At 41.3% G+C, this 26,631-nt stretch carries 23 protein-coding genes and 1 pseudogene; 14 read left to right on the forward strand and 10 right to left on the reverse strand.

All coding sequences use genetic code 11. From position 1 onward, the window contains the following. The first annotated feature begins 123 nt into the window (after window positions 1-123). A complete protein-coding gene (locus JIG41_RS17590; protein ID WP_199525176.1) occupies window positions 124-3,003 on the forward strand; it encodes an insulinase family protein in 2,880 nt (959 codons plus the stop codon). A 53-nt stretch (window positions 3,004-3,056) separates the two neighbouring features. Here JIG41_RS17590 and JIG41_RS17595 read toward each other — a convergent pair whose 3' ends face one another. Further along, the gene (locus tag JIG41_RS17595) at window positions 3,057-4,439 is read right to left on the reverse strand and encodes a Na+/H+ antiporter NhaC family protein (RefSeq protein WP_074989175.1); all 1,383 of its coding nucleotides are present in this window, start codon (window positions 4,437-4,439) and stop codon (window positions 3,057-3,059) included. A gap of 291 nt (window positions 4,440-4,730) precedes the next feature. Here JIG41_RS17595 and JIG41_RS17600 point away from each other — a divergent pair, with 291 nt between their 5' ends. Both JIG41_RS17600 and JIG41_RS17605 read left to right on the forward strand, forming a co-directional pair. Then, window positions 4,731-5,135, forward strand: a complete 405-nt coding sequence (locus JIG41_RS17600) for an NUDIX hydrolase (RefSeq protein WP_036972696.1) — start codon at window positions 4,731-4,733, stop codon at window positions 5,133-5,135. A gap of 10 nt (window positions 5,136-5,145) precedes the next feature. Further along, complete coding sequence (locus JIG41_RS17605) at window positions 5,146-5,637, forward strand: GNAT family N-acetyltransferase (RefSeq protein WP_036972694.1); 492 nt, start codon at window positions 5,146-5,148, stop codon at window positions 5,635-5,637. Here JIG41_RS17605 and JIG41_RS17610 read toward each other — a convergent pair. Genes JIG41_RS17610 through JIG41_RS17620 form a run of 3 tightly spaced genes read right to left on the reverse strand, consistent with a single transcriptional unit; the run spans window position 5,620 to window position 9,127 of the window. Continuing rightward, window positions 5,620-6,237, reverse strand: coding sequence for a membrane integrity-associated transporter subunit PqiC (locus JIG41_RS17610; RefSeq protein ID WP_199525177.1), 618 nt, complete (start codon window positions 6,235-6,237; stop codon window positions 5,620-5,622). The genes JIG41_RS17605 and JIG41_RS17610 overlap by 18 nt on opposite strands. Continuing rightward, window positions 6,237-7,892 (reverse strand): intermembrane transport protein PqiB, encoded by a 1,656-nt coding sequence (gene pqiB / locus JIG41_RS17615; protein WP_199525178.1) that lies wholly within the window; start codon window positions 7,890-7,892, stop codon window positions 6,237-6,239. Before pqiB ends, JIG41_RS17610 begins: the two co-directional genes overlap by 1 nt. After that, complete coding sequence (locus JIG41_RS17620; RefSeq protein ID WP_199525179.1) at window positions 7,889-9,127, reverse strand: PqiA/YebS family transporter subunit; 1,239 nt, start codon at window positions 9,125-9,127, stop codon at window positions 7,889-7,891. The genes pqiB and JIG41_RS17620 overlap by 4 nt, the downstream gene beginning before the upstream one ends. Window positions 9,128-9,266: 139 nt before the next feature. Between JIG41_RS17620 and JIG41_RS17625 the strand changes: the two genes are divergently transcribed. After that, complete coding sequence (locus JIG41_RS17625) at window positions 9,267-10,043, forward strand: transporter substrate-binding domain-containing protein (protein WP_312000546.1); 777 nt, start codon at window positions 9,267-9,269, stop codon at window positions 10,041-10,043. Here JIG41_RS17625 and JIG41_RS17630 read toward each other — a convergent pair. Beyond that, window positions 10,032-10,832, reverse strand: a complete 801-nt coding sequence (locus JIG41_RS17630) for an acyl-CoA thioesterase II (RefSeq protein WP_199525180.1) — start codon at window positions 10,830-10,832, stop codon at window positions 10,032-10,034. The two genes, JIG41_RS17625 and JIG41_RS17630, sit on opposite strands and share 12 nt — an antisense overlap. A 239-nt stretch (window positions 10,833-11,071) precedes the next feature. Between JIG41_RS17630 and dnaK the strand changes: the two genes are divergently transcribed. After that, window positions 11,072-12,991 (forward strand): molecular chaperone DnaK, encoded by a 1,920-nt coding sequence (dnaK, locus tag JIG41_RS17635; RefSeq protein ID WP_199525181.1) that lies wholly within the window; start codon window positions 11,072-11,074, stop codon window positions 12,989-12,991. A gap of 192 nt (window positions 12,992-13,183) precedes the next feature. Further along, the gene (gene dnaJ, locus JIG41_RS17640) at window positions 13,184-14,320 is read left to right on the forward strand and encodes a molecular chaperone DnaJ (protein ID WP_036972987.1); all 1,137 of its coding nucleotides are present in this window, start codon (window positions 13,184-13,186) and stop codon (window positions 14,318-14,320) included. Window positions 14,321-14,379: 59 nt separating this feature from the next. Here the strand turns inward: dnaJ and JIG41_RS17645 are convergent, their stop codons facing one another. After that, entirely contained in the window at window positions 14,380-15,510 is a 1,131-nt protein-coding gene (locus JIG41_RS17645; protein WP_036972679.1) for an HlyD family secretion protein, read from the reverse strand. Between the two features lie 3 nt (window positions 15,511-15,513). Beyond that, window positions 15,514-15,858 (reverse strand): DUF3302 domain-containing protein, encoded by a 345-nt coding sequence (locus JIG41_RS17650; RefSeq protein ID WP_036972677.1) that lies wholly within the window; start codon window positions 15,856-15,858, stop codon window positions 15,514-15,516. 480 nt (window positions 15,859-16,338) lie between these two features. Between JIG41_RS17650 and ybaK the strand changes: the two genes are divergently transcribed. From ybaK to JIG41_RS17665, 3 genes are all read left to right on the forward strand, one after another. Continuing rightward, on the forward strand, window positions 16,339-16,800 hold the full coding sequence (gene ybaK / locus JIG41_RS17655) for a Cys-tRNA(Pro) deacylase (protein WP_036972675.1): 462 nt from the start codon (window positions 16,339-16,341) through the stop codon (window positions 16,798-16,800). Between the two features lie 118 nt (window positions 16,801-16,918). Continuing rightward, entirely contained in the window at window positions 16,919-17,401 is a 483-nt protein-coding gene (locus JIG41_RS17660; RefSeq protein WP_036972673.1) for a DUF3015 domain-containing protein, read from the forward strand. 45 nt (window positions 17,402-17,446) lie between these two features. Next, window positions 17,447-19,270 (forward strand): DUF4105 domain-containing protein, encoded by a 1,824-nt coding sequence (locus JIG41_RS17665; RefSeq protein WP_036972671.1) that lies wholly within the window; start codon window positions 17,447-17,449, stop codon window positions 19,268-19,270. Here the strand turns inward: JIG41_RS17665 and JIG41_RS17670 are convergent. The 3 genes from JIG41_RS17670 to JIG41_RS17680 all read right to left on the reverse strand — a co-directional run bounded on the left by JIG41_RS17670 (window position 19,267) and on the right by JIG41_RS17680 (window position 21,422). Continuing rightward, window positions 19,267-20,523 (reverse strand): Y-family DNA polymerase, encoded by a 1,257-nt coding sequence (locus JIG41_RS17670; protein WP_199525182.1) that lies wholly within the window; start codon window positions 20,521-20,523, stop codon window positions 19,267-19,269. The genes JIG41_RS17665 and JIG41_RS17670 overlap by 4 nt on opposite strands. Beyond that, complete coding sequence (locus JIG41_RS17675) at window positions 20,511-20,924, reverse strand: LexA family transcriptional regulator (RefSeq protein ID WP_036972666.1); 414 nt, start codon at window positions 20,922-20,924, stop codon at window positions 20,511-20,513. Before JIG41_RS17675 ends, JIG41_RS17670 begins: the two co-directional genes overlap by 13 nt. A 63-nt stretch (window positions 20,925-20,987) precedes the next feature. After that, window positions 20,988-21,422: a MarR family winged helix-turn-helix transcriptional regulator gene (locus JIG41_RS17680; protein WP_199525183.1), complete on the reverse strand. Its 435-nt coding sequence runs from the start codon at window positions 21,420-21,422 to the stop codon at window positions 20,988-20,990. 91 nt (window positions 21,423-21,513) lie between these two features. Between JIG41_RS17680 and JIG41_RS17685 the strand changes: the two genes are divergently transcribed. The 5 genes and pseudogenes from JIG41_RS17685 to JIG41_RS17705 all read left to right on the forward strand — a co-directional run. Beyond that, window positions 21,514-22,287: a siderophore-interacting protein gene (locus JIG41_RS17685; protein ID WP_199525184.1), complete on the forward strand. Its 774-nt coding sequence runs from the start codon at window positions 21,514-21,516 to the stop codon at window positions 22,285-22,287. Between the two features lie 64 nt (window positions 22,288-22,351). Then, window positions 22,352-23,347 carry an LLM class flavin-dependent oxidoreductase gene (locus JIG41_RS17690; RefSeq protein ID WP_036972660.1) on the forward strand — a complete coding sequence of 332 codons (996 nt, stop codon included), beginning with the start codon at window positions 22,352-22,354 and terminating at the stop codon, window positions 23,345-23,347. A gap of 163 nt (window positions 23,348-23,510) precedes the next feature. Then, window positions 23,511-24,467, forward strand: coding sequence for a patatin family protein (locus JIG41_RS17695; RefSeq protein ID WP_036972658.1), 957 nt, complete (start codon window positions 23,511-23,513; stop codon window positions 24,465-24,467). Between the two features lie 104 nt (window positions 24,468-24,571). Next, entirely contained in the window at window positions 24,572-25,990 is a 1,419-nt protein-coding gene (locus JIG41_RS17700) for a sodium:alanine symporter family protein (RefSeq protein ID WP_199525185.1), read from the forward strand. Window positions 25,991-26,005: 15 nt separating this feature from the next. Beyond that, a pseudogene (locus JIG41_RS17705) lies at window positions 26,006-26,491 on the forward strand (patatin-like phospholipase family protein); the annotation flags it as partial. Window positions 26,492-26,631 lie beyond the last annotated feature (140 nt).

Genomic DNA, 26,631 nt, shown 5'->3' on the forward strand with positions numbered 1-26,631 from the left:
GTTCTGCTTTTTTCACAATGTGTTACAAACTTTTAGGGTTGTTACGCTAAAAAGCATTGAATTGCGACCTATGAAAACTCATGATAAATAATAATTAATGTAATATCTAATGGATACAATAAAATGACAAAAATAATAGGGCTTAGTGCGATTGCATTTGCAGTATTAGCAGGCTGTTCTTCTACTTCTACACCACCGAGTGTTAATACCAGCCTGATCCCAGACTCGTTGGTTGTTAGCCCAAACGATAGCCGTGAATACAAAACACTTAAATTAGACAACGAAATAGATGTTATTTTAATTTCAGATCCCAGTGTTGAAAAATCAGCGGCAGCCTTAAGTGTGGGTGTTGGTCTTTTGCATGACCCTATGTCACAACAGGGGATGGCACATTATTTAGAGCACATGCTATTTTTAGGAACCGATTGTTACCCGGATACTAAAGGGTACAGTGACTTTATGACTAAAAACGGTGGGGCACATAATGCTTATACGTGGTTAGATATTACCAACTACATGTTTAAAGTGAATAATGATGCATACGATGAAGCACTAGACCGTTTTGCAGATTTCTTTAAATCACCCAAGCTATATCCTGAGTACACAGATAAAGAAAAAAATGCAGTAAATGCGGAATGGTCAATGCGCCGCGAAATGGATTTTTTTGGGCAATTTAAGTTAGCGCGTAAAATGATGGGTTCACACCCAGCTAATCGTTTCTTAATCGGAAACCTTGAAACTTTAGGGGATAAAGAAGGCAGTAACTTACATCAGCAAACAGTTGAGTTTTATAATAAGTACTATTCATCTAACATCATGAAAGTTGCAATGATTTCTAATCGTCCGCTTGCTGAAATGGAAGCTAAAGCAAAGCAATATTTTGCAGACATTGAAAACAAAAATATAGAGAAACCCACTGTCACAGCTAAGTTAGACTTTGACCAAGCCGGTGGCAAACGTGTTTATTACTCGCCAAATGAAGATGTTAAGCAACTTCAGTTAGAGTTTACGATTGCTGATAACAGTAATCAGTTTGCCGTTAAGCCAAACCGTTTTGTTTCTTACCTGCTGAGTAATGAAATGCAAGGTAGCCCCGCTCAAATTCTACGAGATAAAGGTTGGGTTTCTCAATTAACAGCGTCTGCTGCTCCGACACAATATGGTAACTATGGCAGTCTAACTGTGAGCGTTGAGCTCACAGATGCAGGCATGCAAAACCGCGAGGAAATTGTCGCTACCATCATGCAATACATTGCATTGATAAAAGAGCAGGGTGTTGATAGTAAATACTTTAATGAGATCCGCACTTCTTTAAACAATGAATTTCAGTTTTTAGAAAAAGGCGATGAGTTTGGTTATGTGAGTAATCTAACTGATAGCATGCAAAAGTTCCCTGTTAATAATGCAATTAATGCACCTTATTACTACGCTCAATTTGATGCTGAAGCCGTGCAGAATGTGCTGTCTCAACTTAATGAAGATACTTTGCGTATTTGGTATATATCTAAGCAAGAAGAAACAGACTCACAGTTACACTTCTATGATGGTAAATACCGTATTGAAGATATTAGTGAAGATGAAATTAAACGTTGGAGTCAACCAAGTGAATTTGCACTTGCCTTACCAACCGTCAATCGCTTATTACCAGAAAGTTTTGCTATTAAAACGGGTGAATTTAAGCAGCAAGATCATCCTAAACTCGTGTTTGATAAGCAAGGCGTAAAAGTATGGCGTCAAGCAAGTCAGCAATTTGCTGAGCAACCTAAAGGCTTAGTCGAAGTTTATATCAATACACCCGATGCATTAGTTGACGCAAAATCACAGGTTCTCTACTCAATTTGGGCTGATGTCTATAATTTACAACAAAGTAAACTAAGTACTGAAGCTGCTGTTGCGGGGATGAGCCTTGGCTTACAGCCAAGTAATGGATTGATCTTATCACTCAGTGGCTTTACCGATAAGCAAGACGTTTTACTTGCACAAGCGTTAGAAAATCTGCAATTAGACGTGTCTCAACAAGGGTTTGCTCAAGCGATTGACCGCTTTAAGCGCGACTTATTAAACCAGCAAAAGCAATTTCCGTTTTATCAAGCTTTTGGTGAGTATTCTAAATTAATTCGCAGTGGTAAGTTTGATACTGAGACGTTAATTGCCGCAGCAGATGAACTCACTTTGGCTGACTTTGAAAGTATTAAACAATCAACCCTAGCAGCTAATGACTTACGTGTATTCTCATTCGGTAATTATAATCAAAAAGATGTTGAGTCAATTGCAAATAAATTGATAGCCATTTTACCAAAGGGTCATAAAACGACGGAGTTTGCGCGCAGCAAAGCGTGGTTACCACAAGAAGGTGAGCGCATAGTATTACAAAAAGATATTGATGTAGCTGATGTTGCGATCATCGATATGGTGGTTCATCCAACGCCGGGTTATAAACAAAAAGCACAAGCACAAGTGTTACAAAACCACTTCAGAACTGTTGCTTTTGATAAACTGCGCACCGAAGAGCAATTAGCTTATGCGGTGGGTGCATTGGCTCGACCTATTGAAGATTACTCTGCGCTTGGTTTGTACATTCAAACACCTGTTAAAGGGCCAAAAGAGATGCAAACGCGTTTTGATGAGTTTAAAAAACAATACGCGGTAGAGCTTGATAGCATGACAGAAGAGACATTTGCTCAGCTTAAAAATGCCACCCTCGTGTCGCTAAAAGAGCAACCAAAGAATCTCAGTGATGAAATGTCGCCACTTATTAACGATTGGTACCGTGAAAACTTTAACTTTGATTCGAAAGAGCAGTTAATTGCTGAAGTTGAAAAAGTGACGTTGGCTGACTTGAAAGACTATTACAAGCAAACCATGTTAAATGATAAGGCGCCGCGTTTAAGCGTGCAAATGCGTGGTAGTAAGTTTGCAGACAAACCATTCGCCGACTTCGAAAATCAAACTAAAGTGACTAATCTAGAAACCTATTACAAAGGAATTAAATTCCAAAAGTAAGTTAGCTGGTGTGTCATTACAAAAGCCCAAGCATTTGCTTGGGCTTTGTAATTTTAGGCAACGAGTAAGAACCCGATAAAGGCTGCCGTTGCTGCTATAAGGGTATACGGTAATTGTGTGACAGCATGGCTGACTAAATCGCAACCCGAGCCTTGTGCTGCTAGTACAGTGGAGTCAGAGTAAAAACATGCTTGGCTGCCAAATGACGAAGCCGACAGTAATGCCCCAATCACCAATGGAATATTGGCGTCAATTGCGTATGCTAATGGCATAACTATAGGGATTGTCACTGCAAATATTCCCCAGCTAGATCCCGTGGCAAAGGCAAGTACAGCCATTGCTAAAAAGACCACCGCAGGTAGATATTGTGCTGTCATATAGGGGCTTAAAGTATTTATCACATACTGTGGAAGCATAAGCTGATCACAAACATCTTTAAATATAAATGCCGCCACGACTGTGCCGATAGCTGGGATCATGCTTTTAAAACCATCAAGCATTCGCTCAATAAGCTCCCCTAATGACATAAGTTTTTGCAACATATAAAACGGTAGTACCACAGCAAACGTTGCCAGTAACCCTTTGAATACATCGATATCAAAGTACACGGTAAAAGCAACTAGCAAGATGATAGGGACCAAGAAATTATACAATTTGCCGTTAGTAGCCGCTGTTTCGAAGTTTTCTTCAGCTGCCTTTACTGCGTATTCATCCGCAGTATGAACGTCGTTATATTGGTTGTTCGACACGGCTATTTCGTTGTGCATGGCACGACGTTGTGCTTTTTTCATTGGCCCAAATGCAGGGATCACATTTAAGCTAACGAGCAATACGACAATAACGGCAAACCAAGCGTAAAACATATACGGAATCGCTTGGATATACACGGCAATGCCTTGACCTTCAGCGGCCACATTGTTGTCGACTAGAAGCCCACCAAAAAACACGGCCCATGTTGATAATGGCACAAGTACGCAGATAGGGGCTGCTGTCGAGTCAACGACATACGCGAGCATTTCACGGCTGATTTTAAATTTATCAGTGATGCGTTTCATTGTCTCGCCAACAGTCAGCGCATTTAGGTAATCATCAATAAATATAATTACACCCAAAGCAAACGTCATAAGTAAAGAAGAGCGTTGCCCTCTTGCAAACTTAAGTGCTAACTCGGCAAAGGCCGTTGCCCCTCCGGTCCTGACTAACAAAGCGATTAATGCACCAAAGCCACCACAGACTAAAATAAGCCAAGCGATAGTTTCATCTTGCATCACCTTAAGAGAAATATCAGCAAAGTTTGCTAATATAGCGGTAGGTCCCAACATGGCTAAACCAAAGAGGGCACCTATAAGTAAAGATAAAATAGGGCGGCGTAAAAATACGGCCAAAACCACCACCAATATTGGCGGTAGTAAACTTAACGCAGAAGGTTCTTGCATTATAATTTTCACACAGTTAAGCAAAAGTCTTTTGCTTACATAAATCAAAAGTTGTTTTTTCAACTCATGTCACTGCTTTACGCGAACACACTTTAAGGCCGCTTTACGGTAAGTGCCTGCGTTGGCTGGCGCCAGACAGTATAGAGGATATACTGCTATTGTTTTGCCCAAAACATCGCGTGAAAAATAATCCTGAATTTTAATTTAGTCAATAAGAATTTTTATATTATCTTAATTAATTTAAGCAGTGTATTCATGTTAGGCTTAAGTAAAATTTTACGAAGGGTTTTTATGGCTTTTTCAGATACATACAGGTTAAGTAGTCATGCTGTGATCACGAATGATCAGGGCCAAGTATTATTACTTAAAGCAGACTATGGGCAAAAAAGTTGGGGATTACCGGGCGGTGCCTTAGACCAAGGTGAAACAATACATCAGGCTTTAGTGCGTGAATGTAAAGAAGAGCTCAACTGCGACATTCAAATTGGCTATCTGAGTGGGGTTTATTACCACACAGCATTTAACTCTCACGCATTTATATTTCGTGCCTATTTACCTGAAAATGCGGAAATTATGCTCAGTAGTGAACACACAGAATATGATTATTTTGATATAGACGCATTGTCGACCGTTCAAAAAGAGCGTGTTCTGGATTGTTTAAATTTTACATCAGATGTAGTCAGTAAAGTATTTTAAGGGGACTTAAGTGTTTGATATCCATTTACGTGCTGGGCAACCGGGTGACGAGCAATTTATTCTCAGTCTTTTAAATCAACCCTCTTTTATCAAATACATCGGTGATAAGCAGATTAAAACGTTGGCACAAGCACAGCATTATATTCAACAGACCTTTATTAACAGCCACCAGCAGTTCGGTTTTGGCAGTTATGTTGTTTGTTTAGCGGATGGCACAGCGATAGGAATGGTGGGCTTGTTTCAGCGTGACGCACTGGCTATTCCAGATTTAGGGTTTGCTTTGTTAGCAGAGTATGAAGGGCAGGGAATTACCACCCGTGCGGCTGGTTTATTGTTAGCAAAAACGCACGTTAAGGCACTTGGAGTATTGGTGGCAATTACGTCACAAACAAATAGTGCATCGCAAAAAGTACTACAAAAACTCGGATTTGAGCAGGTGGGTGATGTCATTATTAATGACGATCACCAACCACTCACTTTACTTTTAAAGAGCAAGCTTTGAGAGTTCATCGCCTACTTGTTGATTCACTTTAAGCCACGTCGTCTCAAGTGTTGCAACGAGCCCTTCATAATCATTATCGTGTAAAGGTGTTAGCTCGTTAAAGTAGTTAACAGCCTTTATTTTTCGACCAGTCTCTGGTGTTGTGTAATATAAACGCCAAAGACCTGCGATATTTGCGTTACCTTTTTCGTCGCCATTAAAGTGATGAAGTTCGTATTCAAGCTCGTAGTAACGTTGTTGATCGACATCGGTAATAACCGGTAATCCTTTTATTACCATCCAGTTTGTCAGCTGTGTGTATAGTTGCTGATGCGCACTGGCTGTCAGCATTAAGTCAGGCGATTCACTCCACAGGTGATAATTTGCTGCGTTAACACGGTTATTATTGAGAACCATTGCAATACCGCGATTATTCAGTGCGCCTCGCAATTGAACAGTATTAACTCTTAGCTGAACGTGTGTATTGTCACTCGAACGCTTCATAGCCACGATTGGCTGCGAAAACTGATAATACTCGATGGTTGAGAATGACGTTTGGCTACAACCAACTAACAGTAATGCTGCGCCTAAACTAAATAAAGCGAGATGTTTATTGTTCATTATTGTTTCCTCGGAGTGGGATCAGCTGGGAGTTCTTTATCAAAAATCAGCATGTTAGGCTGTTGATTCAAACCTCGGGTAAGTGGCTGTAGCTCTTCACTTAAGCGCTTAAATTCTGACAAGGTTGTTTGTAATTGCTGGTGGAATGTTGAGCCTTGCTCATAACTTGCCATTGTTTTTTCGAATTGTTTCATGGTTTTATCAAATTGCTGCATGCTCTTGGTCATTTCAGCAAAGTTTCGATTAATATCACCGGGTAAATCTTGGGTATCTTGTTTATTAAGAAGATCCCGCATGTCATGAGCGAGCGCTTGGTATTCTGAAAAGGTCTCTTGCATTTGCGCTAAACTGTCTTCAATTTTTAAATTATTCACTTTATTAAGCACATCAGACACTTGGTCTGCAAGCACCGTGATACCACTCGATACGCTCGGGAAAACAGTATACTCAGCAATCGTTGTGAGTTCTGCAGGCTTCGCGTTGTCGTAAATATCAAGATCAACGTACACCGCACCCGTTAGTAAGTTGCCTGGTTTTAAGGAGGCGCGCAGACCACTTTTAATCCAGCCGTTGAGGCTTGAATGCCAAAACTCTCGTGCCGCTGCACTGTCATGATAAAGCCGCCCGTATTCAATTTTTATGAGCGCAGGAACGGCTGTGTTATCGGTTCGAAAGTGGGCAGGTTTACCATTTATGATGACACTGGCGGGTGCCTCAACCACACTGCCTATCCGCATTCCTCTGTATTCAACGGGAGCGCCGGCTCTCAGGCCTCGAATTGATTGCTCAAAGTCTATTAAGTAGTAATCAAAATCATAAAAACGCTCTTCTAAAGCGGCTTTATAGCTATCACTTAACGAGAAGCTATGTCCATTGCTGGCTACTTCACCGGGGGCTTGCTGCTCTGGTCTACCGACAGAGATACCACCTTTAAGCAGTTTACTTAAAGAGCCGGTGTTAACATTTATACCATCGGCAGAAAGATCAATTTCAATGCCTGAGTTAACCCAAAAAATGGAGTTGAGTGTTATTAAGTTCTGGTACGGTTCGTTAATAAAAATACCGTATTTCATTGCCTGATTTTTCCAGTCAAACGTGGCTGTTTCTATTTGACCTATTTTATAATCTTTAAAATAGATGCCCGTACTCACATCAAGCACTTCAGCGTTGTAGCTCAGTAAAGTAAAACGTCCGCCTTTGACATCTTTGCCAATTAATGCCGGTTCTTCTTGTAACTCAAATTTTTCAGTGAGCTTTTTACTTTCGCCAGGAGAGAATTCTAAGTAAACGCCAGAAAGTAGCGTGCTCATGCCGCTGATACCCGTATCATCAATGCGCGGCTTTACAACCCAAATTTTGGCATCTTCGGTGAGTAAGTCTTCGTAATGTTTATCTATTTGAGCGCGAGCAATAACACTGTTCTGTTTGTCGGAGAGTCTAACATGATCGATTTGGCCTATTTTTACACTGCGAACTTTAATCTCTGTTTTACCAGCTACAATCCCCTCCGCATGAGGCATTTTAATAAAGACGGTTGTCCCTTTATTTACTTGATATTGATATAACATCCATGCACCAATTAGCAAGGCAATAACGGGAATGATCCAAATTGCCGATATATTGGGCGCTGTTTTTATTTTAGCGGTTTCGCTCATACCAAGGTCTCTTGTTTCGCTGTTTTTAAGTTTTCAGGGTTATCCCACAATAGTCGTGGATCAAATGCATGGGCTGCTAACATTTGGCAGATCACCATGGTTGTAAAAAAGACGGTGCCGATACCGGGTGTCACTGACATTAAGTTTCCTAATTGTACTAAGGCTACTAAAATAGCGACAACAAATACATCTATCATTGACCATTTACCAATAAACTCAGTTAATTGATAAATTCGAGTGTAACTTTTTGTTTGCCTATTCGCTGGCCGTGCCACCATAAAACATAAAAAACTCATTACCAATGCTTTAGCCAAAGGCACGACTACACTGGCTAAAAATATAATCATTGCAATAGGGTAGGAGCCACTGTTCCATAAAATCATCACACCGCCAATTAATGTCGACGGGGTTTCATCACCTAGGCTCGTTGTGTACATAATGGGAAAAACATTGGCAGGAATATAACACGCGATAGACGTTATTAACCAAGCTGCCGCTTTTTGAACACTACACGGGTTGCGAGTGAAGGTTTTAGATTCACAACGCACGCAAATATCGGTGTCTCCTAACTGACCACAAACATGGCATGCACGCAAGCCTTGATCGATGGCCCTAGTGTTAGGCTTTGTTTGTTCGATGTAAACTGGGGGTTTGATTTGTTGCCATAAAGCGTGCTTGTTGAGCTTTGCTATCGCGCTTACATAGCAGATAACAAAGGCGGCATACGAGTAAAAGCTGACACCAAATTCAATATCAGCCATCGACATTATTTTAACCATACTGACCATGACACCAATTAAGAAAATTTCAGACATGATCCAAGGTTCTAAAGCAAAGGTCATTTTTAACAGTCGTTTACCCCATAAATAGGGCAATGCCTTTAGTAACCCTAAGTGCAGAGGAATAATCAGTAAAAGTAAAAACATCGGTAAGCCGATGATGCTTACATCGATAAAGAGGCCTAGAAAGTCACTGTCGTAATTAAATAATATTCGCGCAGCATCAGGCAGCGTAATTGTTTGCGTTATGCCACTGCTGGTAAATGATAAGAATGGGTAAAACATACTGCTTAATAGCATCACAATGGCGCTTAAGCTCAGTGCAACAATGTGGCTATCTTGATTTGCTTGTGAAGATAACAGCTTTGTATTGCAATGCGGGCAGACTGCTAATTGTTTTGCTTTTAGGTCTGGGATCTCAATGACATGATCACAACTTGGGCATGCTGTTTGCAAACTAAGGGTCTCTTAAACAAGAACTTAATTAATTCTGCATCAATTAAGGCTTAAATACAAATGCAGAATTGTTTTAAATAAGTTAATATATGTACAGATCTTGAGTGTATTTTATGCAATATGTTGTTTAAGGTGAGCGGTGAAGCAATTACTTTTCTTTTTAATGCTGTGTATTAATTTTAAAGCTTACTGCTTATCTTCTCAACATACTGAGAAGGCGCTCGTGATTGCTGCAAGTGCCTATCTACCTCCTTATATGATGGAGCATACCAACAGCGGTATTCAATTAGAAATAGTCAAAGCGGCACTTAAATCACAGGGCATCACTCACCTTGATATTCACTACATGTCGAATAAGCGTATAGAGCAGCAGCTTATTCAAGGCAAAATAGACATCGCCCTAAATTTTCCTGCCACGGTACATGCTGACGTATATAAAAGTGAGGCATTGCTTTATTATCAAAATGTTGCGATTAGTCTAGCTGCCAGCGAGTTTACAATTAATAGCGTGTATGACCTGGCAGGTAAAAGTGTGTTGGCTTTTCAAAATGCGACAAACTTTATCGAACCGCCCTTTAAATCAATTACTCATATTTTACGCTCTTACGACGAAGTGATAAACCAAGAGGCACAGGTTGATCATTTAATGAAAGGCTGGGTCGATGTCATTATTCTAGAGCGTCGTGTGTTCTTATATTATCTAGAAAAATACAAGCAATCAGCCAAGCATCTTCCTTTTGTGGTCCACCCTATTTTCCAACGTCCGCCAAGACCCGCTTTTTTCAATAATAAGGCACTTAAAGAGACCTTTAATATTGGCCTTGGAAAAATAATTGATTCAGGCGAATATCAAGCGATTATTCGCCTTGATGGTACTGAGTACGCAAAGCTCAGCACCGATGAGTTAAGCAAATAAAGCGACAGTTTGGCGACTGAGAGCGATAAGCTTGCCATCTTCACGCCAAATGCAGCCATCTTCTAAGCCATAACCCCCTTTACTGTGATGGGTGATTGCTTCATACCCAACCCATGCATCAGGTGCAACTTCGGGCTCATCTAAAAATTCAATGTACCATGACATACTACTGGCAGGTGCAGGTTGCTTGAACATTTGTAATAATGTCGGCGGCCAGGCATCTGTTAGCGCAATAATATGTGCCTCAGCCATTTGCGAAGGCCCCTGTTTAAACTTCATCCAGCCACCAAGGTGTGAGGTATCGGCAGCAGAAAATGGCATATTACCGTCTTGCAAACACAGCGATACGTGTTGGAAAAACGCAGGCATCATCCCTTCTTTATAAGGGAGGATGAATCGCTCATCTACTGGTTTGAGTTGCATTGTTTTACTCACATCAACGCGCACCGCTGATTCTCGATTGGCTCCAAAGCAGGCTTGGGTAATCACACATACATCACCATTTTGAATGACTTTGGCAAGTACTTGTGCGCTGTTTTTACCTTCGCGCAATACCTCAACATCAATGGAAAAATCAGTATCAGCCAATAATGGCCCTACAAAGTTGGTGCTCAGTGATAATAAACGACGCGAGCTATCAATATGCTGACGCATAGCTTGATATAATAAAGCGGCCGATAACCCCCCAAACGCGGTACGACCCTGACACCAGTTTTCGGGGAATTGCATGACTTTGGTTTTATCTTTACCAAGCTCAGTGGCTTTAGCGAGTAACTGTTCAAAATGCATAAATATCCTTAACATTTATTATTATGTCGTTGGTTATAGCACAGTAAAAGTCATCAGACCAGTTTGTTTGGCACGCCGTTTGGCTTAGAAACCGGCGGTTTTTGCGGAAAAAGTATGCATTTAGAAAATATTTCAAAAAAAAGTAAATTTTTTTCATTTTTATAGTTGAATTCAGTTTGCTGCACCCCTATTTACTAGTCATCGAACGTTTTAACGAATTTTGAAGTTGGAGAAGATTCATGGGTAGAATTATTGGAATCGATTTAGGTACTACTAACTCTTGTGTAGCAGTACTAGACGGTGATAAAGCACGCGTAATTGAAAACGCGGAAGGCGATCGCACAACACCATCGATCATTGCATACACGCAAGACGGTGAAACATTAGTTGGTCAACCTGCAAAACGCCAAGCAGTAACAAACCCAACTAACACATTATTTGCTATCAAGCGTCTAATTGGTCGTCGCTTTGAAGATGAAGAAGTGCAACGCGATATCGGCATCATGCCTTTTAAAATTGTAAAGGCTGATAACGGTGATGCATGGGTTGAAGCACGCGGTGAAAAACGTGCTGCACCACAAATCTCTGCTGAAGTACTGAAGAAAATGAAGAAAACAGCAGAAGACTTCTTAGGCGAAGCGGTTACTGAAGCGGTAATCACTGTACCTGCTTACTTCAATGACTCACAACGTCAAGCAACGAAAGATGCGGGTCGTATCGCAGGTCTTGAAGTAAAACGTATCATCAATGAGCCAACAGCCGCTGCACTTGCATACGGTATGGACAAAAACAAAGGTGAAAACGTTGTTGCAGTTTACGACTTAGGTGGCGGTACTTTCGATATCTCAATCATCGAGATTGACGAAGTTGAAGGCGAGCACACATTTGAAGTACTTGCGACTAATGGTGACACACACCTAGGTGGTGAAGACTTTGATAACCGTGTAATCAACTACTTGGTTGAAGAGTTCAAGAAAGATCAAGGCATTGACCTTAAAATTGATCCTCTTGCGATGCAACGTGTTAAAGAAGCAGCTGAAAAAGCGAAGATTGAACTTTCTTCTGCACAGCAAACAGAAGTTAACTTACCGTATGTGACTGCTGACGCATCAGGTCCTAAGCACATGAACGTGAAAGTAACACGTGCAAAACTTGAGTCACTGGTTGAAGACTTAGTTACTAAGTCAATCGAGCCACTTAAGCGTGCACTTGCTGATGCTGATTTATCAGTTAACGACATTAATGACATCATCCTTGTTGGTGGTCAAACACGTATGCCACTAGTGCAAAAAACGGTTGCTGAGTTCTTTGGTAAAGAACCACGTAAAGACGTTAACCCAGATGAAGCGGTTGCAGTAGGTGCAGCGATTCAAGGTGGTGTACTTGCAGGTGACGTAAAAGACGTACTACTTCTTGACGTATCTCCGTTATCACTTGGTATTGAGACGATGGGCCAAGTAATGACGGCGTTAATTGAGAAAAACACGACGATTCCTACTAAGAAATCACAAGTGTTCTCAACAGCGGAAGATAATCAGTCTGCAGTAACGATTCACGTGTTACAAGGTGAGCGTAAGCGTGCTAGCGATAACAAATCACTAGGTCAATTTAACCTAGAAGGTATTCGTCCAGCGCAACGTGGTACACCACAAATTGAAGTTACTTTCGATGTTGATGCTGACGGTATCTTACACGTATCTGCGAAAGACAAAGATACAGGCAAAGAGCAGAAGATCACTATCCAAGCTTCTTCAGGTCTAAGCGATGAAGAAGTTGAAAAAATGGTCCGTGATGCAGAAGCTCACGCTGAAGAAGACAAGAGATTCGAAGAGCTAGTCGCGACTCGTAACCAAGCTGATGCAATGGTTCACGGTACACGTAAGCAAATCGAAGAAGCAGGCGATGCATTACCTGCAGAAGATAAAGAAGCAATCGAAGCTGCAGTTTCAGAACTTGAAGCGGCGATTAAGAGTGACAAGAAAGAAGAGATCGAAGCGAAGACGCAAGCGCTTGCTGAAAAGTCACAAAAGCTTATGGAAATTGCACAAGCTAAAGCACAACAACAAGGTGGTGCTGACGCAGGTGCACAACAATCTTCTGCTAAGCAAGACGACGATGTTGTTGATGCAGAGTTCGAAGAAGTGAAAGACGACAAGTAATTGTTCGTACCGCTTCTGCCTAGCTTAAAAGAGGCTGCTTTATTAGGCCAATTAAGTTAGGATGAATGATTGAGGCGCGCCGGCGATTTCGCTTGACGCGCCTTTTGCATGTATATGGATGGTAAAGCGATACCCTTTATCGGTTTACTTTCATGCAGTGAAAACTGCAGTAAAAAGAGTAGTGTGATAGATATGTCAAAAAGCGATTATTATGAAGTTCTCGGCGTTAGCAAAGATGCCAGCGAACGAGACATCAAAAAAGCGTATAAGCGCTTAGCGATGAAATATCATCCAGACCGTACAGCAGGCGATAAAGAACTTGAAACGAAATTCAAGGAAGTAAAAGAAGCCTACGAAGTACTTACTGATGACCAAAAACGTCAAATGTATGACCAATATGGTCATGCTGCCTTTGAACAAGGTGGTGGCGGTCATGGCGGTGGCTTTGGTGGTGGTCACGGTGACTTTGGTGATATTTTTGGTGATGTGTTTGGTGATATTTTCGGTGGCGGTGGTCGTCGTCAATCTCGCCAACAGCGCGGTGCTGATTTACGTTACAACATGGACTTAAGCCTTGAAGAAGCTGTTCGTGGTAAAGATGTAGAAATTAAAGTACCGACATGGGTAAGTTGTAAACCGTGTGATGGTAGTGGCGCAAAAGCCGGCTCTAAACCAAAAACATGTACAACGTGTCATGGTGCAGGCCAAGTGCAAATGCGCCAAGGGTTTTTTGCTGTGCAGCAAACATGTCCTACCTGTCAGGGTACTGGTCAGATTATTTCTGATCCCTGTGATAGCTGTCATGGCCAAGGCCGCGTCGAAAAGACTAAAACATTATCAGTTAAAATCCCTGCGGGTGTAGATACGGGTGACCGTATTCGTCTTTCAGGTGAAGGTGAAGCGGGGATGCATGGTGCCCCTGCGGGTGATCTATATGTTCAAGTCTCTGTTCGTGAACACCCAATTTTCCAACGTGATGGCAATAACCTGTATTGTGAAGTACCAATTGGTTTCACAACGGCAGCATTAGGTGGTGAAATTGAAGTGCCGACGTTAGACGGTCGTGCCAAACTGAAGATCCCAGCAGAAAGCCAAACGGGTAAAATGTTCCGTATGCGTGGTAAAGGCGTTAAGTCTGTACGCAGTGGTGCTCAAGGTGACTTAATCTGTAAAGTAGTGATAGAAACGCCTGTTAATCTTAATGAACGTCAGCGTGAACTGCTTGAAGAACTTGAGCAAAGCATGGGTAAAGATGGTTCTAAAAATCGCCCAAAAGAAAAAGGTTTCTTTGACGGTGTGAAGAAATTCTTCGATGATTTAACTAAGTAATTTTAGTTAGCTGAATATAAAAATGGCGCTTACTTGTAAGCGCCTTTTTTATGCTTGTTTTAGTGATCTAAGAACAAATAGTTTTGCCAGCTTTTCATTCTGATTAACACTTTTCGCATAACAGAAACATGCTCAAAATGTTCTGAATACACGGCTACTTCGGTACTTGTGCCTTGTGGGAGATGATATTCACTCATATCGTCGGTAATTTTCAGTGTCACGATTGCCCGCCCTTCACGTGCAAAAAACTCACTGCCCATTAGCGTACCTTGTGCTTGAACTTGTCCTTCACCTATTGCTGGTAGTACATCAACGACTTCGCCAGCAAAGGTTTTGCCGGGAATGGCTTTAAAAATAAAGTCAGCTTTATAGCCAGGCTCTAATCTAAGTAATGAATTTTGTCTAAATGCGGCCACGTAACGAGTGTCTTCTTTGTGTACAAAGGTCATCACTGGGCGCAATGGCATAGGGACGGCAATCATCCCTGGGCGAAGTGTTAATTGGGTAACGTAACCGTCTGTCGGTGCATAAACACGAGTGCTATCAAGGTTAAACTGTGCTTGTTCTAAATGGGCCCTAGCTGCGGCTATTTTGGTTTGTTCACCATTAATTTCTGATTCGTACGCAAGCTTCTGACGTAACTCTTGTGCTTGTGACGCTTCGTAGTTTGCTTTCGCTGCGAGGTAGATTCCTAGTTTATTATCAACTTGGCCTTTTGAATAGGCACCGCTCTTTGCCCCTTTTTCATAGCGTTCGTATTCTTTTTTACTTCGCTCGAATTCTGCTTTACTCATAAGAGTACTTGCTTGTGCTGACTTATATGCGGCTTCTAACCCTAATACTGATTGCGTCGCATCTTGTAATCCAGCCATTGCCTCATTTAGTTTGGCTTTATATAAGGTGTCATCTAAGCGAAAGAGTAAATCACCTTTTTTAACCGGCTGATTTGCATTTACCGCAACCTCTTCAACAGTGCCTCTAACATTTGGAACAATGGGGGTGGTTACATAGACACTGCTTGCCATGTTGGAGTGTGGATGATTGTAATTCATCAATAAAATGAGTGTGCCAATTAAAACGACACCGCCGAGTACAGCGGTTGGCACTGTCCATTTATTTAGGGGGATCTTGAATACTTTAAATATGCCAATACATAGTGCGGTATAAGATAGTATTAATAGTAAATCCATATTTTACTTCTCTTTATTATTCGATTGGGCGTTTATTTGTGCCTGTAATGCAGCGACGGTCGCTGACAAGCTAGCGACTTTTTCGGCAAGTTCTTCTTGTTCTTTTTGAATTTGGTTAAACCCCCAGCCTCTGTCGTCGCGCCATAAGGTTGCCCACACCCACAGCAAAGGCCATAACACATGCAGTGTAAACAAGCTGACCCAGCCAGCATAATGAATGGCATCTTGATGAGGGTGATTACGTTTTTTGGCAATCTCGTAGGGAATATCGTGGATGGCTATTACGCCATAAAATATTACTACAGTAACAAACACCAGCATAACTAGTGCAAAGTAGTCTAAAAACATGTACTTTCCTTCGTTCTTTCGTTAGTAGAATTTTATAATACGTTAAATTTTATTTTTTCCTAGTTTCTATTTTTATACAAAACATTAGTTTAGCACCACATAGTAGTCTGTATCGGCAAGACACCGACACAGAGTCACATCCTCTGAGAATGCAGTTTTTTGAATTTTTCCTTTATCAAGCCCTAGGGTATGGCACTTATTTTGACAGGCAATATACGCATTCCAAGCTGTGTATTCGTTACAGATAAAGTTTATGGTGCTTAGTAATGTAACGATAACTATGCACTGCTTTATAAGATAGAAGCAGGTGTGTTTCGACATGATACTGACCTTGCTTGGTGCTCATACCTTTAGTGTAGCGTATGCAGGAATTTTTATTGGTCATTAAAGAACGGTTTTTAATGTGTTTGCTTCTTTCTCTATAACAAACAGTTATGATACTTTTTAATGAAACAGCATTGGTTTTTTAAGGATTAATAGATGACACCTGCAATTAACTTACTCAAAAAAAAGGGAATTAAGTTTAATGTTCTTAGCTACGACCATGACCCCAATAACACACAATACGGTCTTGAAGCGGTTGAAAAGTTAGGCTTACCGGCAGAGCAAGTATTTAAAACGTTGGTACTTGAAGATAACGACAATCATCTGCTTGTTGCGGTGTTGCCAGTTATGCAGCAAGTAAACTTTAAAATGTTAGCCAAAGCGGCCGGTGTAAAAAGGGTGCAGATGGCTGCTCAGCAAAAAGTTGAAAATAGCACAGGTTATATTTTTGGAGGAGTTAGCCCGCTTGGTCAGAAAAAGCGACTTGCTACGTTTATCCACCATTGTGCATCAAACTGTGAGCTTATGTACGTGTCTGCAGGAAAACGTGGTTTAGAGGTTTCGATAGCTGTTCACGACCTCAGTCGCTTAACAGGGGCTAAGTTGGTTGATTTTTGAACATGCCTGTTGTTTTTTCTCTATTTTAGGTATTTTTTATTTGATATAGAGTGCATTCTGTATAAGCTTAATTTGCCTTATTAATGTTAATAACGGTTTATCTAAAAGGATTCAGGATATGAAAAAATTAATTGCTATTTCTGCACTTTCACTACTTCCACTTTCAACTGCAATGGCCGACCAAGATATTGGTTGTGGTTTCGGTTCAATGTTATTTGCAGGTAAAGATGGTAAAGTTGTTAAAGTACTTGGTGCAACAACAAATGGTATTTCTGGTAACCAAACATTCGGTATTACATTTGGTACGCTAGGCTGTGATGGCACAGGCACAGTAACTGCATCAACGAAAGTTGCAACGTTTATTGATGGCAATATGGAACAACTTGCACGTGATATGTCTCGCGGTGAAGGCGAAGCACTTGAAACACTTGCTGAAGTTTGGGGTGTAGAAAGCCAAGATAAAGCGGCATTCAATAAATTAGTGCAAACACAGTTTTCGCATGTTTTCACATCAGAAAATGTGACATCTCAAATTGTGCTTGAAAATCTAAATACACTTGTAGCAAATGATGCACAACTTGCATCTTACTCTTTGTCTTAATTGACGTTTTTCTTTATAAAGCCCTTTACGGGCTTTTATTCTCTTATGCATAGACTTTTATTGCTCTGTTTAGTGCTCTTTAGCAGCGCTGTTTTTTCTAGTACGGTTACAAAAGATATCGCTTATCACCCTTACTGGCTTAAACTAGGACATTATAATCAGCAACGTTTTTCTTCGTATGAAAGTGAAGTAGACAGTAATGCATTTTTCTTTTCGCCTGTAGGTAAGAGCGATCCTCATGCTGAGCTTATTGCCACGATAAAAGCATTTGAGTTGGCTGATAATAATGAGGCTCAATGTCGTTTTCCTGCTCGCTATAGGTGGCTGAAGGATCATTTTTTTCCGCAGTGGCCTGAACTTTTGTGCCCTGAGATAGATGTTTGGCAACAGCTTATAAACCCTAAAGGTATAACCTTGGTGTTTCCAACTGCGTTTATGAATGATCCCTCATCTATGTTTGGCCATACGTTACTGCGCATAGACGCAAGGGATCAAACTCGCAGTCGTGAACTAATAGCCTTTGCGGTAAATTTCGCTGCTGAACCAGATGCAACAGATAATGCGGCGCTTTACGCTTTAAAAGGCGTTATTGGTCAATACCCCGGTAAGTTCACCTTAATGCCTTACTATAGAAAGGTGCGTGAATATAATGATCTCGAATCGCGTGATATTTGGGAGTATCCGCTTAACTTATCAGAGCCAGAAATTCAGCGTATCTTGCTTCATTTATGGGAGATGCAGTGGGCTACATTTGATTATTTTTTTATTGATGAGAATTGCTCATATCAGCTATTAGCCTTGTTACAGCTAGCGCGTGATGATTTGTTTTTAACCTCGGAGTTTTCTACACACGCAATTCCCTCAGATACAGTTGCTGCATTAAAGCAATATGGGTTATTACAGCCCCCTAAATATCGCGCAGCGTCGGGCACCAAGTTACTTAATTATGAAAGCCAGTTAACCGATGAACAACTTGTCATGGCACAAGCATTACGTGATGGAAAACCTTTGCATGATTTATCACTTTCGGCTAAAGATGCTGTGCCAGTACTCGAAATGGCCTATGAATGGCTTAATTATCAGTACTATGATCAAGGTCTTGCTCGCGACGAAATAGCCCCACGATTAACGCGACTTCTTCATCAACGAAGCCAATATCATGTTGTTTCACCCTTTGAGCCACCCCAAATACCGCGCGTTAGTCCCGAGCAGGGACATGGCTCTGCGCGTATTGGTGCTGTGGTTAGCCACTATGAAAATAGCGCCAACCGTGTTGGTTTAAGTTATCGTGTTGCTTATCACGATTTATTAGATAATGCAGGGGGCTTTATACCCGGCGCCCAAATCAGCTTTTTTGATGTAGAGGCGAGTATTGATAACAACGAGCGCCTTTTTTTAGAGCGTTTATATGTGATAGATGCCATGTCTTTAGCACCTGACAATCGACTTTTTGATTCTTGGTCTTGGAATGTCCGCGTTGGTTATGACCGCCAACCCACGTTAAAAAAGCGAGCTGGCCGTAGCTTTATACAAGGTGGATACGGTAAATCCTTTGGTGATGCCAACCATTTTCAAAGCTATATTTTAGCGTCGTCTTTGTTGCAAACAGGTTCGTTAATTGATTCGCTTTCATTTGCTTTAGGCAGCGAGGCCGGTGCTATATGGCAAGTGACAGAGTCACAAAAGTTAGCTTTATCAGGCCATGCATTATTGCTGTTCAATGAGCCCCGCAGTGACAAGCACATTGAGTTTTCTGCGCATTGGCAAATTGCCTTAGCGCAAAATTGGGGATTCAGAAGCTCTTTTGTATATCAAGATTGGCAAGTATCAGAGCAGCAATTTAAACTACAGCTACTGCATTACTTTTAACAGTGTATTTTTGGCAAGTTATACCAGCGTGTTGTGTAATGGGGTGATAAATACTCTCGTTTCATATGCCAGTCAGCGCTAGACGTTTCACTGGCTATGGCTAATGTGCCGATGCCAAAGCGTGCATTTATTTTGTCTAAGCATTGCATTAACTTAGGGTTATCGATGGAGGCTTGAAATAAGTCGGGTTGTTGGAACATGTGGCTTGTAAGATCTAGTGCGCCAACACCACATTTGTAAAAAAGCACATTGGGTTTGTATAACTGCTCGAATACCTCGCTAATTGCATTAGCAAATACACGGCTGTCGGCGGTGGCGATATTGAACTCATAAATATACGATTTTTTGTAGTAGCCTTGTTGGTGTGGTGAACTGGCGACAAATATCAGTAAACGTTGAGTCAGCGACCCTTGAGCGCGTAGTTTACGCGCTACAATAGCGCTGTGATTAATCAATGCGGTTTTTAGCGTTATGGGATCTGTTACGCGCTCACCAAAGCTACGTGTTGAAAAAATTTCTTTTTTATCTTGGCGTACATCATCCCAGCTCAAACAGCGTTTGCCACATAGTTCATTAACGGTACGCTCAAGTACTACACTAAATAAGCGTTTCATTTTTCGGGGGTCTTGCTGTGCAAGATCAAGTGCGGTGTTAATGTTCATTAACTTTAGCTTTTTAGCTAACCGTTTTCCCACGCCCCATACATCTTGTATATTCATGGCGCGTAAAATATTGACCCGTGAAGACTCAGAATCTATGACGGCAACACCATCAAAACCCGGTAGTTTTTTGGCCGCATGGTTTGCTGCCTTTGCAAGTGTTGCCGTAGGACCAAACCCTACGCCCACGGGCAGTTTTGTTTCACGCCAGACTGTACGTCGAATAGTATGCCCATAACGATACCAATCAGTTATGAGTGGATTAAAACCGTTAAAATTTAAAAAAGACTCATCAATCGAATAAATGTGTTGGTTATCACAAAAGCGACCTATCACATTCATCATACGCTCGCTTAAATCTGCGTAAAGCTCATAATTAGAAGAACGGATCACGACCTGATGATCAAAGAGGTATTGTTTAACTTGAAAATAAGGTTGAAACTTTGGGATAGCAAGCTTGCGAGCAATAGGGCACACAGCACAAATACAGCCATCGTTGTTAGTTAGAACCACAACAGGTTTACGACGAATCGACGGGTCAAAAACTTTTTCTGCACTGGCATAAAACGCCACTGCATCAACTAAGGCGTACATGATAGTAGTTCTTTGCTACTGCGGTGCATACGAATAGAGCGGGTAACAACACCTTCGAGTTGAAATTCATCAGAATCTCTTAACTGCACTGCGGGGTACTTGGCAGAGGCTGACAATAACTGTGCATTGTGTTTGTCGAGTAATTTACAAACAAATAAACCGTTTAAGTTTGCGACGATTACATCGCCATTTTTAACATCTTCAGCGCGATCAACAAGCAATAAGTCGCCATCAAAAATACCGACACCTTGCATTGATTCTCCCGACGCAATACCAATAAAAGTCGCATCGGGGTGCTTAATTAACAGCTGATCTAATGATAAGCCAAGTTCTTTGTATTGAGCCGCAGGTGATTCGAAACCACATACGCCTGCTTCAATATAAATAGGAATAACACGCATAAAAAAACCACTATACTGTATGTTTGTACAGTATAGTGGTTTATCGTAATCTTGCCAATGTGATTAACGGTCGATACGGTTAATATTTTCGATCATGATTGTGGCTGTCGAAATGAATTCGCTGATTTGTTGCTCTGTTAACCCTTGGCACAGAGTCTTGTCTACCTCTTGCTCGGCGACCTCTAGGCGTGAGAACAAAGCACTCCCTTGTTCTGTCAATGATAAAATTAAGCAGCGTTTATCATTTTCATCAGCGCATTTTGTAATTAATGAGAGTTTGAGTAGTTCTTTAATAAGCCGTGCTATTTGTGCTTTGTCACGGCCTGTTTTAGCGACTATATGATTAGCAGTACAGTGGTTGGTTTCAGCAATAATGTGTAAACAGCGCACATGGAGGGCATTTAAACCTAATTCATTCGCGTTAATCGCATTACGTACTGTGACACGGTAGCTCTGCGCCAGTGTAAATAAAGCTGAAGAAAGTGATGTTTGTGACATGGTTTACCTAGTTAGTTGACAAAGTCAATTAAAAGTATATAGTTGATTATATCAACTAATGGGGCAGTGTAAAACTTTATAGGAGACAAACATGGCAAAAAAAGTTCGTCGTGCAAATGTATTAAATACCACGCGCATTTCGCCGCACTTACAACGGATCACGGTTGGTTCACCAGACTTTGTCGATTTTCCACTCGATGCGAAAGGCGCTTACGTAAAAGTGTTATTTCCGCATGCAGGTGAATACCACGTAGAACAAGATCTAAACGCTGAGCATCCTGCAATTATGCGCTCTTACACAATTCGTGATATTGACCCTGTAACACGTGCTATAACACTGGATTTTGTTATTAATCAACATCAGGGAACTGCGACAAATTGGGCAAAGAACGCATGTATTGGTGATGAAGTAGGGATTGCTGGGCCAGGTCCTAAAAAATTGACTGATTTTGAACAGGCTCAATATTTAATGCTTGCAGACCTCACATCTATCAATGCTATCAATGGTTATCTGCAAGTACTTCCAAGTAGTGCGCATGTTGATGTGCTCATTCATATTGAAGATAAAGACGATATTATTGAGCTTGAGCAAAACAAAGCGGCTATTAATCACAGTGTTCATTGGCTTGTCACCGATAAGCCAGAAACAGAACTTTTAGACCAAGTAGCACAATTATGTGGCGGGTATAACACCCAGCCTTTGGTTTTTATGGCGCTTGAAGCAAATCTTGTTAAAGAGATTAAACGCTTAGTAACCAGTCGCTTTTCTGTAGCGCGTGAGCACATTGTTGCATCCGCATACTGGAAACGTGGTATTGATGCAGATGGACTAAAAGTGGAAAAACAGCAACAAAGCCGTGCTTAATTAGCATTTGAAAAAAGCACATTCGCACTCATTATAACGTTATCAACCCCATTATGGAGAGCTTATGTCTGAATTAAGCGGTATGCCTTTTTCATTGCTTGAACTGAGCCCAATGAAAGAGAACGAAACAGTTTCACAAACCCTTGCTAATAGTGTTGCCTATGCACAAACTGCCGATGAGCTAGGCTTTAATCGCTTTTGGATGGCTGAGCATCATAATATGCGTGGCATCGTATGTGCGGCGACATCAGTACTTATCGGCCATGTTGCAGGAAAAACGCAGCGTATCCGTGTCGGTGCGGGTGGGGTCATGTTACCTAACCATCCTCCTTTAGTTGTTGCTGAGCAATTTGGCACGCTTGAAAGTCTATATCCTGGTCGTATTGATTTAGGCTTAGGACGTGCACCCGGTAGCGACCCCATTACAAGTCGCGCGTTGCGACGCGATGAGCAGCGTGCTGAGCATTTTGCAGACGAAGTCACCGAGTTACAAAGTTTATTAGGCCCCTATAAAGGTGACTCACCTGTTAGGGCTATTCCCGGTGAAAATACAAATGTTCCTATTTGGTTATTAGGATCAAGCTTATACAGCGCTCAATTAGCAGCGAAAAAAGGGTTGCCATATGCATTTGCAGGTCACTTTGCGCCACGATTTGTTCATGATGCTATAGCGTTGTACCGACGCGAGTTTCAACCATCAGACGTATTAGATAAACCTTATGTGATGCTTGGGTTGCCTGTGGTGGCTGCTGATACTGATGAGCAAGCACAGTTTCTGGCTACAACTTCAAAGCAGCGAATATTAGCGTTAATGCGCGGTCAAGCATTGTGGTTAAAAGAGCCGATTGCAAGTATGGATGGACTGTGGTCACCTCAAGAAAAAATGCAAGTTGAAAGCTTTTTAGGGCTTGCTGTTGTAGGTAGTCAAGCGAGCGTTAAGCATAAGTTGAGTATGATTAAAAAAGAGCTACAGGTTGATGAGTTTATTTTTACTAACGACCTGTACGAATTGAGCGACAGACAACACGCGCTGACGATACTTGCGAACATAATGAGTTAATCGGTTACGGTGCGTAATGACGTAAATTACGCACCACACTGTGTGTCTGTTTTCTCATAATTAAACGGTTTTTTGAATTGAACTGATTTAATTATTCTATTTTAAGGATTTAAATAAACCCAATACACTGTCAATATTAATTACAACCCTAGGAAGGTGCACCGTGAAATCTCAAACAATTGCCAACGTCGAGCCACAAACAAAAACAGCATTAATTGCTGAGGGGGGCGGGCAACGAGGGATTTTTACCGCAGGTGTATTAGATGCATGGTTAGAAGAAAACTACGATCCATTCGATTTATTTATTGGCACATCAGCAGGTTCACAAAACTTAACCAGTTATCTAGCCAGACAAAAGGGTTACGCAAAACGCCTTATTAGAGGGCTGTCGCGGCATAAACGTTTTTTTCAACTGGGGCGTGGCTTAATTGGCAAAAGTATTGTTGATCTTGATTGGTATTTTGATAAAACCAAAGAAGTAAACCGCGCCCTTGATTTCAAAACAGCAACACAAAGTTTAGGCCAACGAGAGCTGTTAATAACAGCCACTCATGCAATTGATCGTAAGCCCTATTACTTAACACCGACAGGTGAAGACACGCAGTGGCTTGCATTATTAAAAGCGTCTAGTGCACTGCCATTCTTATATAGAGATGGGGTTAACTTAACGCCTTGGTTTACGACCAAAGCTGCTAATGATGCCATTATTCAAAGTGCAAATACTGACTTAGCAAATAATGTGTTTTTAGACGGCGGCTTAGCTGCACCACTGCCTGTTAAAGAAGCTTATAACCGAGGCGCTCGCGATATTGTGGTTATAAGAACGGTTGATAAAGACTTTCAAGTGCAATCTGAATGGGTCACTAAATTGAGGTCACTTGTGAGTGTGTCTGGCTATTGCCCAAAAACAATCGATTATTTACTGCAACATGAACAAGCGTATCAAGATGAACTTGATTTTATAGCCAATCCCCCAAGCGATGTGCGTATTACGCAAATATTCGCAGGCGACAAACTGCGCAGTAAATTATTAGGGAGCACAGACTCTGACTTGCGATTTGATCATAAATTAGGATTAGCAGCAGGCCGTAAGTTTTTAGAGGGTACGCACTGCAATTAAACACATTACTTACTTGAGATATTTGTAAATAAAGTTAAAGTGGTTAGCTAACTATTCACTTTTAGTGATTTGTTATTCTAAAAAATAACAATAAAAGGCTAACCATGTTCAATTCTGCTGTCGGTGCTATTAATAATCTATTGTGGGGAGACGGCCAGCTCCTCATCTATTTTCTTCTGTTTGCTGGTATTTGGTTTTCAGTACGGCTAAAAGCCATTCAGCTTCTTAAATTTCGCCATATGTTCAGTTTATTAAAAACCAGCAGCAGCACAGATAAAAATTCTATCAGTTCGTTTCAAGCATTGTGCACCGGGTTATCTGCGCGAGTAGGGACAGGTAATTTAGCCGGTGTTGCGGTAGCAATATCGTTAGGCGGTAGTGGTGCTATCTTTTGGATGTGGGTTATTGCGATACTGGGAATGGCAACAGGTTTTGCAGAAAGTGTTTTAGGTCAAGTATATAAAGTAAGAGACGCTAATGGCGACTTTAGAGGCGGGCCTGCTTATTACATTGAACAAGGCCTTGCGAGTCGGTGGCTTGCCGTGTGTTTTGCCTTTTGTTTATTCCTTGGTTACGGCTTCACATTTAGTGCGATGCAAACTAATACCATAACAGATGCTCTGAACTACGCTTTTGAAATCCCCACACTGTATTCAGGGATTGTGATCACACTTTTAGCGGGAAGCATTATTTTGGGTGGCTTTAAAGCAATCGCCCGATTTGCAGAGCGTGTAGTGCCCGTAATGGGCATTTTATTTGTACTGGCTGCGGTGAGTATTACTCTATTAAATCTAGGCAAGGTACCTGAAATGATTGAGGATATCTTACTTTCTGCATTTGGCTTACAAGAAGCGGGCGCTGGGGCCATGGGCGCCGCAATTAAAAATGGTATACAACGAGGACTGTATTCAAACGAAGCCGGTGCAGGCAGTGTGCCTCATGCCGCAGGTTGTGCATCGCCAATACCTAACCATCCTGTAACGCAAGGTTATATTCAAATGCTTGGTGTGTTTTTCGACACAATTGTGCTGTGTAGTTGCACAGCGGTGATCATACTACTCGCTGATATTGATATAACTGGCGAAATGGAAGGCATTCGCCTAACGCAATCTGCGATGACAGCACATATGGCTGCTGGTGGAATTTATTTTGTAGCTGCGGCCATTTGCTTGTTTGCATTTACCTCAGTTGTTGCAAATTACGCCTACGCAGAAAGCAACCTTCATTTATTTAAACTAGACAATAAATTTGGGCGAACAGTGTATACCGGCCTTTACTTATCGATGATGATTTGGGGAGCCTCAGCGACTCTTAAACAAGTATGGGATTTAGCCGACATCGCTTTAGGGTTGATGACAGTGGTAAATGTTATCGCTATCATACAGTTAACACCCACTATATTGGCAGTGACCAAAGATTACAACACGCAATGTGCCGAAGGAAAAGACCCCGTATTTAACGCCGAACATGTTAAAGTACAAGGACACACTGAGCCGGGTATTTGGCGTCAAAAACAAAAATGATGAGAAAAGCAGTACATGATTGATATTTACGCAGGGCCAACCGCTGCAAAAACAATACGAGAGCAGGGACTCTCTGCAGATCTTTTTAGTACATTTTTAGGTGCGAGTGGTGGACCTAAATGGTTTACTTTGTTCGGTCTAGATAAGTACCTATTCGGCGAGTTTTTTAAACAGCGAACACAGCCTTTAAATTTAGTAGGTTCAAGTGCTGGCGCTTTTCGTGCGGCCTGTTTTGCGCAAAATGATCCTGTGGCTGCAATATCACGCTTAGCTAAATCGTACTCCGAAACACGCTATTCCTCTAACAAAGCAAAGCCAACTGAAATAACAGAAAAAGCACGATTGCTTCTGAACTATGTATTTGCTGAAAACGGTATTGAAGAAATTATTAATAACCCCGTTTTTAAGGCGCATTTTATTGTTGCTAAATCAAATGGTTTTACGGCTTCAGAAAACAAAGTTATGCAGCTAATGGGGTTATCAAAAAGTTACCTATTTAACCACGGCGGGATCGCACTTTGTAAAAAGGCTTTAACATCCGCCTCTTTTCTGATCTAATAACGCCCACATTGTCACTATCTACTTGTTAATTATGTCGTTATTTAGCCACCTTGAACTTGTGGAAGATAAGCGTTCTTTCA

The organism is Pseudoalteromonas sp. bablab_jr011 (assembly GCF_016464045.1).
GTDB lineage: Bacteria > Pseudomonadota > Gammaproteobacteria > Enterobacterales > Alteromonadaceae > Pseudoalteromonas > Pseudoalteromonas lipolytica.

Excerpts from the sequence above, each read along its gene's own strand:
- JIG41_RS17590 (WP_199525176.1), top strand. The coding sequence starts at position 124 with ATGACAAAAATAATAGGGCTTAGTGCGATTGCATTTGCAGTATTAGCA.
- JIG41_RS17595 (WP_074989175.1), bottom strand. The coding sequence starts at position 4,439 with ATGCAAGAACCTTCTGCGTTAAGTTTACTACCGCCAATATTGGTGGTG.
- JIG41_RS17600 (WP_036972696.1), top strand. The coding sequence starts at position 4,731 with ATGGCTTTTTCAGATACATACAGGTTAAGTAGTCATGCTGTGATCACG.
- JIG41_RS17610 (WP_199525177.1), bottom strand. The coding sequence starts at position 6,237 with ATGAACAATAAACATCTCGCTTTATTTAGTTTAGGCGCAGCATTACTG.
- pqiB (WP_199525178.1), bottom strand. The coding sequence starts at position 7,892 with ATGAGCGAAACCGCTAAAATAAAAACAGCGCCCAATATATCGGCAATT.
- JIG41_RS17630 (WP_199525180.1), bottom strand. The coding sequence starts at position 10,832 with ATGCATTTTGAACAGTTACTCGCTAAAGCCACTGAGCTTGGTAAAGAT.
- dnaK (WP_199525181.1), top strand. The coding sequence starts at position 11,072 with ATGGGTAGAATTATTGGAATCGATTTAGGTACTACTAACTCTTGTGTA.
- dnaJ (WP_036972987.1), top strand. The coding sequence starts at position 13,184 with ATGTCAAAAAGCGATTATTATGAAGTTCTCGGCGTTAGCAAAGATGCC.
- JIG41_RS17645 (WP_036972679.1), bottom strand. The coding sequence starts at position 15,510 with ATGGATTTACTATTAATACTATCTTATACCGCACTATGTATTGGCATA.
- JIG41_RS17650 (WP_036972677.1), bottom strand. The coding sequence starts at position 15,858 with ATGTTTTTAGACTACTTTGCACTAGTTATGCTGGTGTTTGTTACTGTA.
- ybaK (WP_036972675.1), top strand. The coding sequence starts at position 16,339 with ATGACACCTGCAATTAACTTACTCAAAAAAAAGGGAATTAAGTTTAAT.
- JIG41_RS17660 (WP_036972673.1), top strand. The coding sequence starts at position 16,919 with ATGAAAAAATTAATTGCTATTTCTGCACTTTCACTACTTCCACTTTCA.
- JIG41_RS17665 (WP_036972671.1), top strand. The coding sequence starts at position 17,447 with ATGCATAGACTTTTATTGCTCTGTTTAGTGCTCTTTAGCAGCGCTGTT.
- JIG41_RS17670 (WP_199525182.1), bottom strand. The coding sequence starts at position 20,523 with ATGTACGCCTTAGTTGATGCAGTGGCGTTTTATGCCAGTGCAGAAAAA.
- JIG41_RS17675 (WP_036972666.1), bottom strand. The coding sequence starts at position 20,924 with ATGCGTGTTATTCCTATTTATATTGAAGCAGGCGTATGTGGTTTCGAA.
- JIG41_RS17680 (WP_199525183.1), bottom strand. The coding sequence starts at position 21,422 with ATGTCACAAACATCACTTTCTTCAGCTTTATTTACACTGGCGCAGAGC.
- JIG41_RS17685 (WP_199525184.1), top strand. The coding sequence starts at position 21,514 with ATGGCAAAAAAAGTTCGTCGTGCAAATGTATTAAATACCACGCGCATT.
- JIG41_RS17690 (WP_036972660.1), top strand. The coding sequence starts at position 22,352 with ATGTCTGAATTAAGCGGTATGCCTTTTTCATTGCTTGAACTGAGCCCA.
- JIG41_RS17700 (WP_199525185.1), top strand. The coding sequence starts at position 24,572 with ATGTTCAATTCTGCTGTCGGTGCTATTAATAATCTATTGTGGGGAGAC.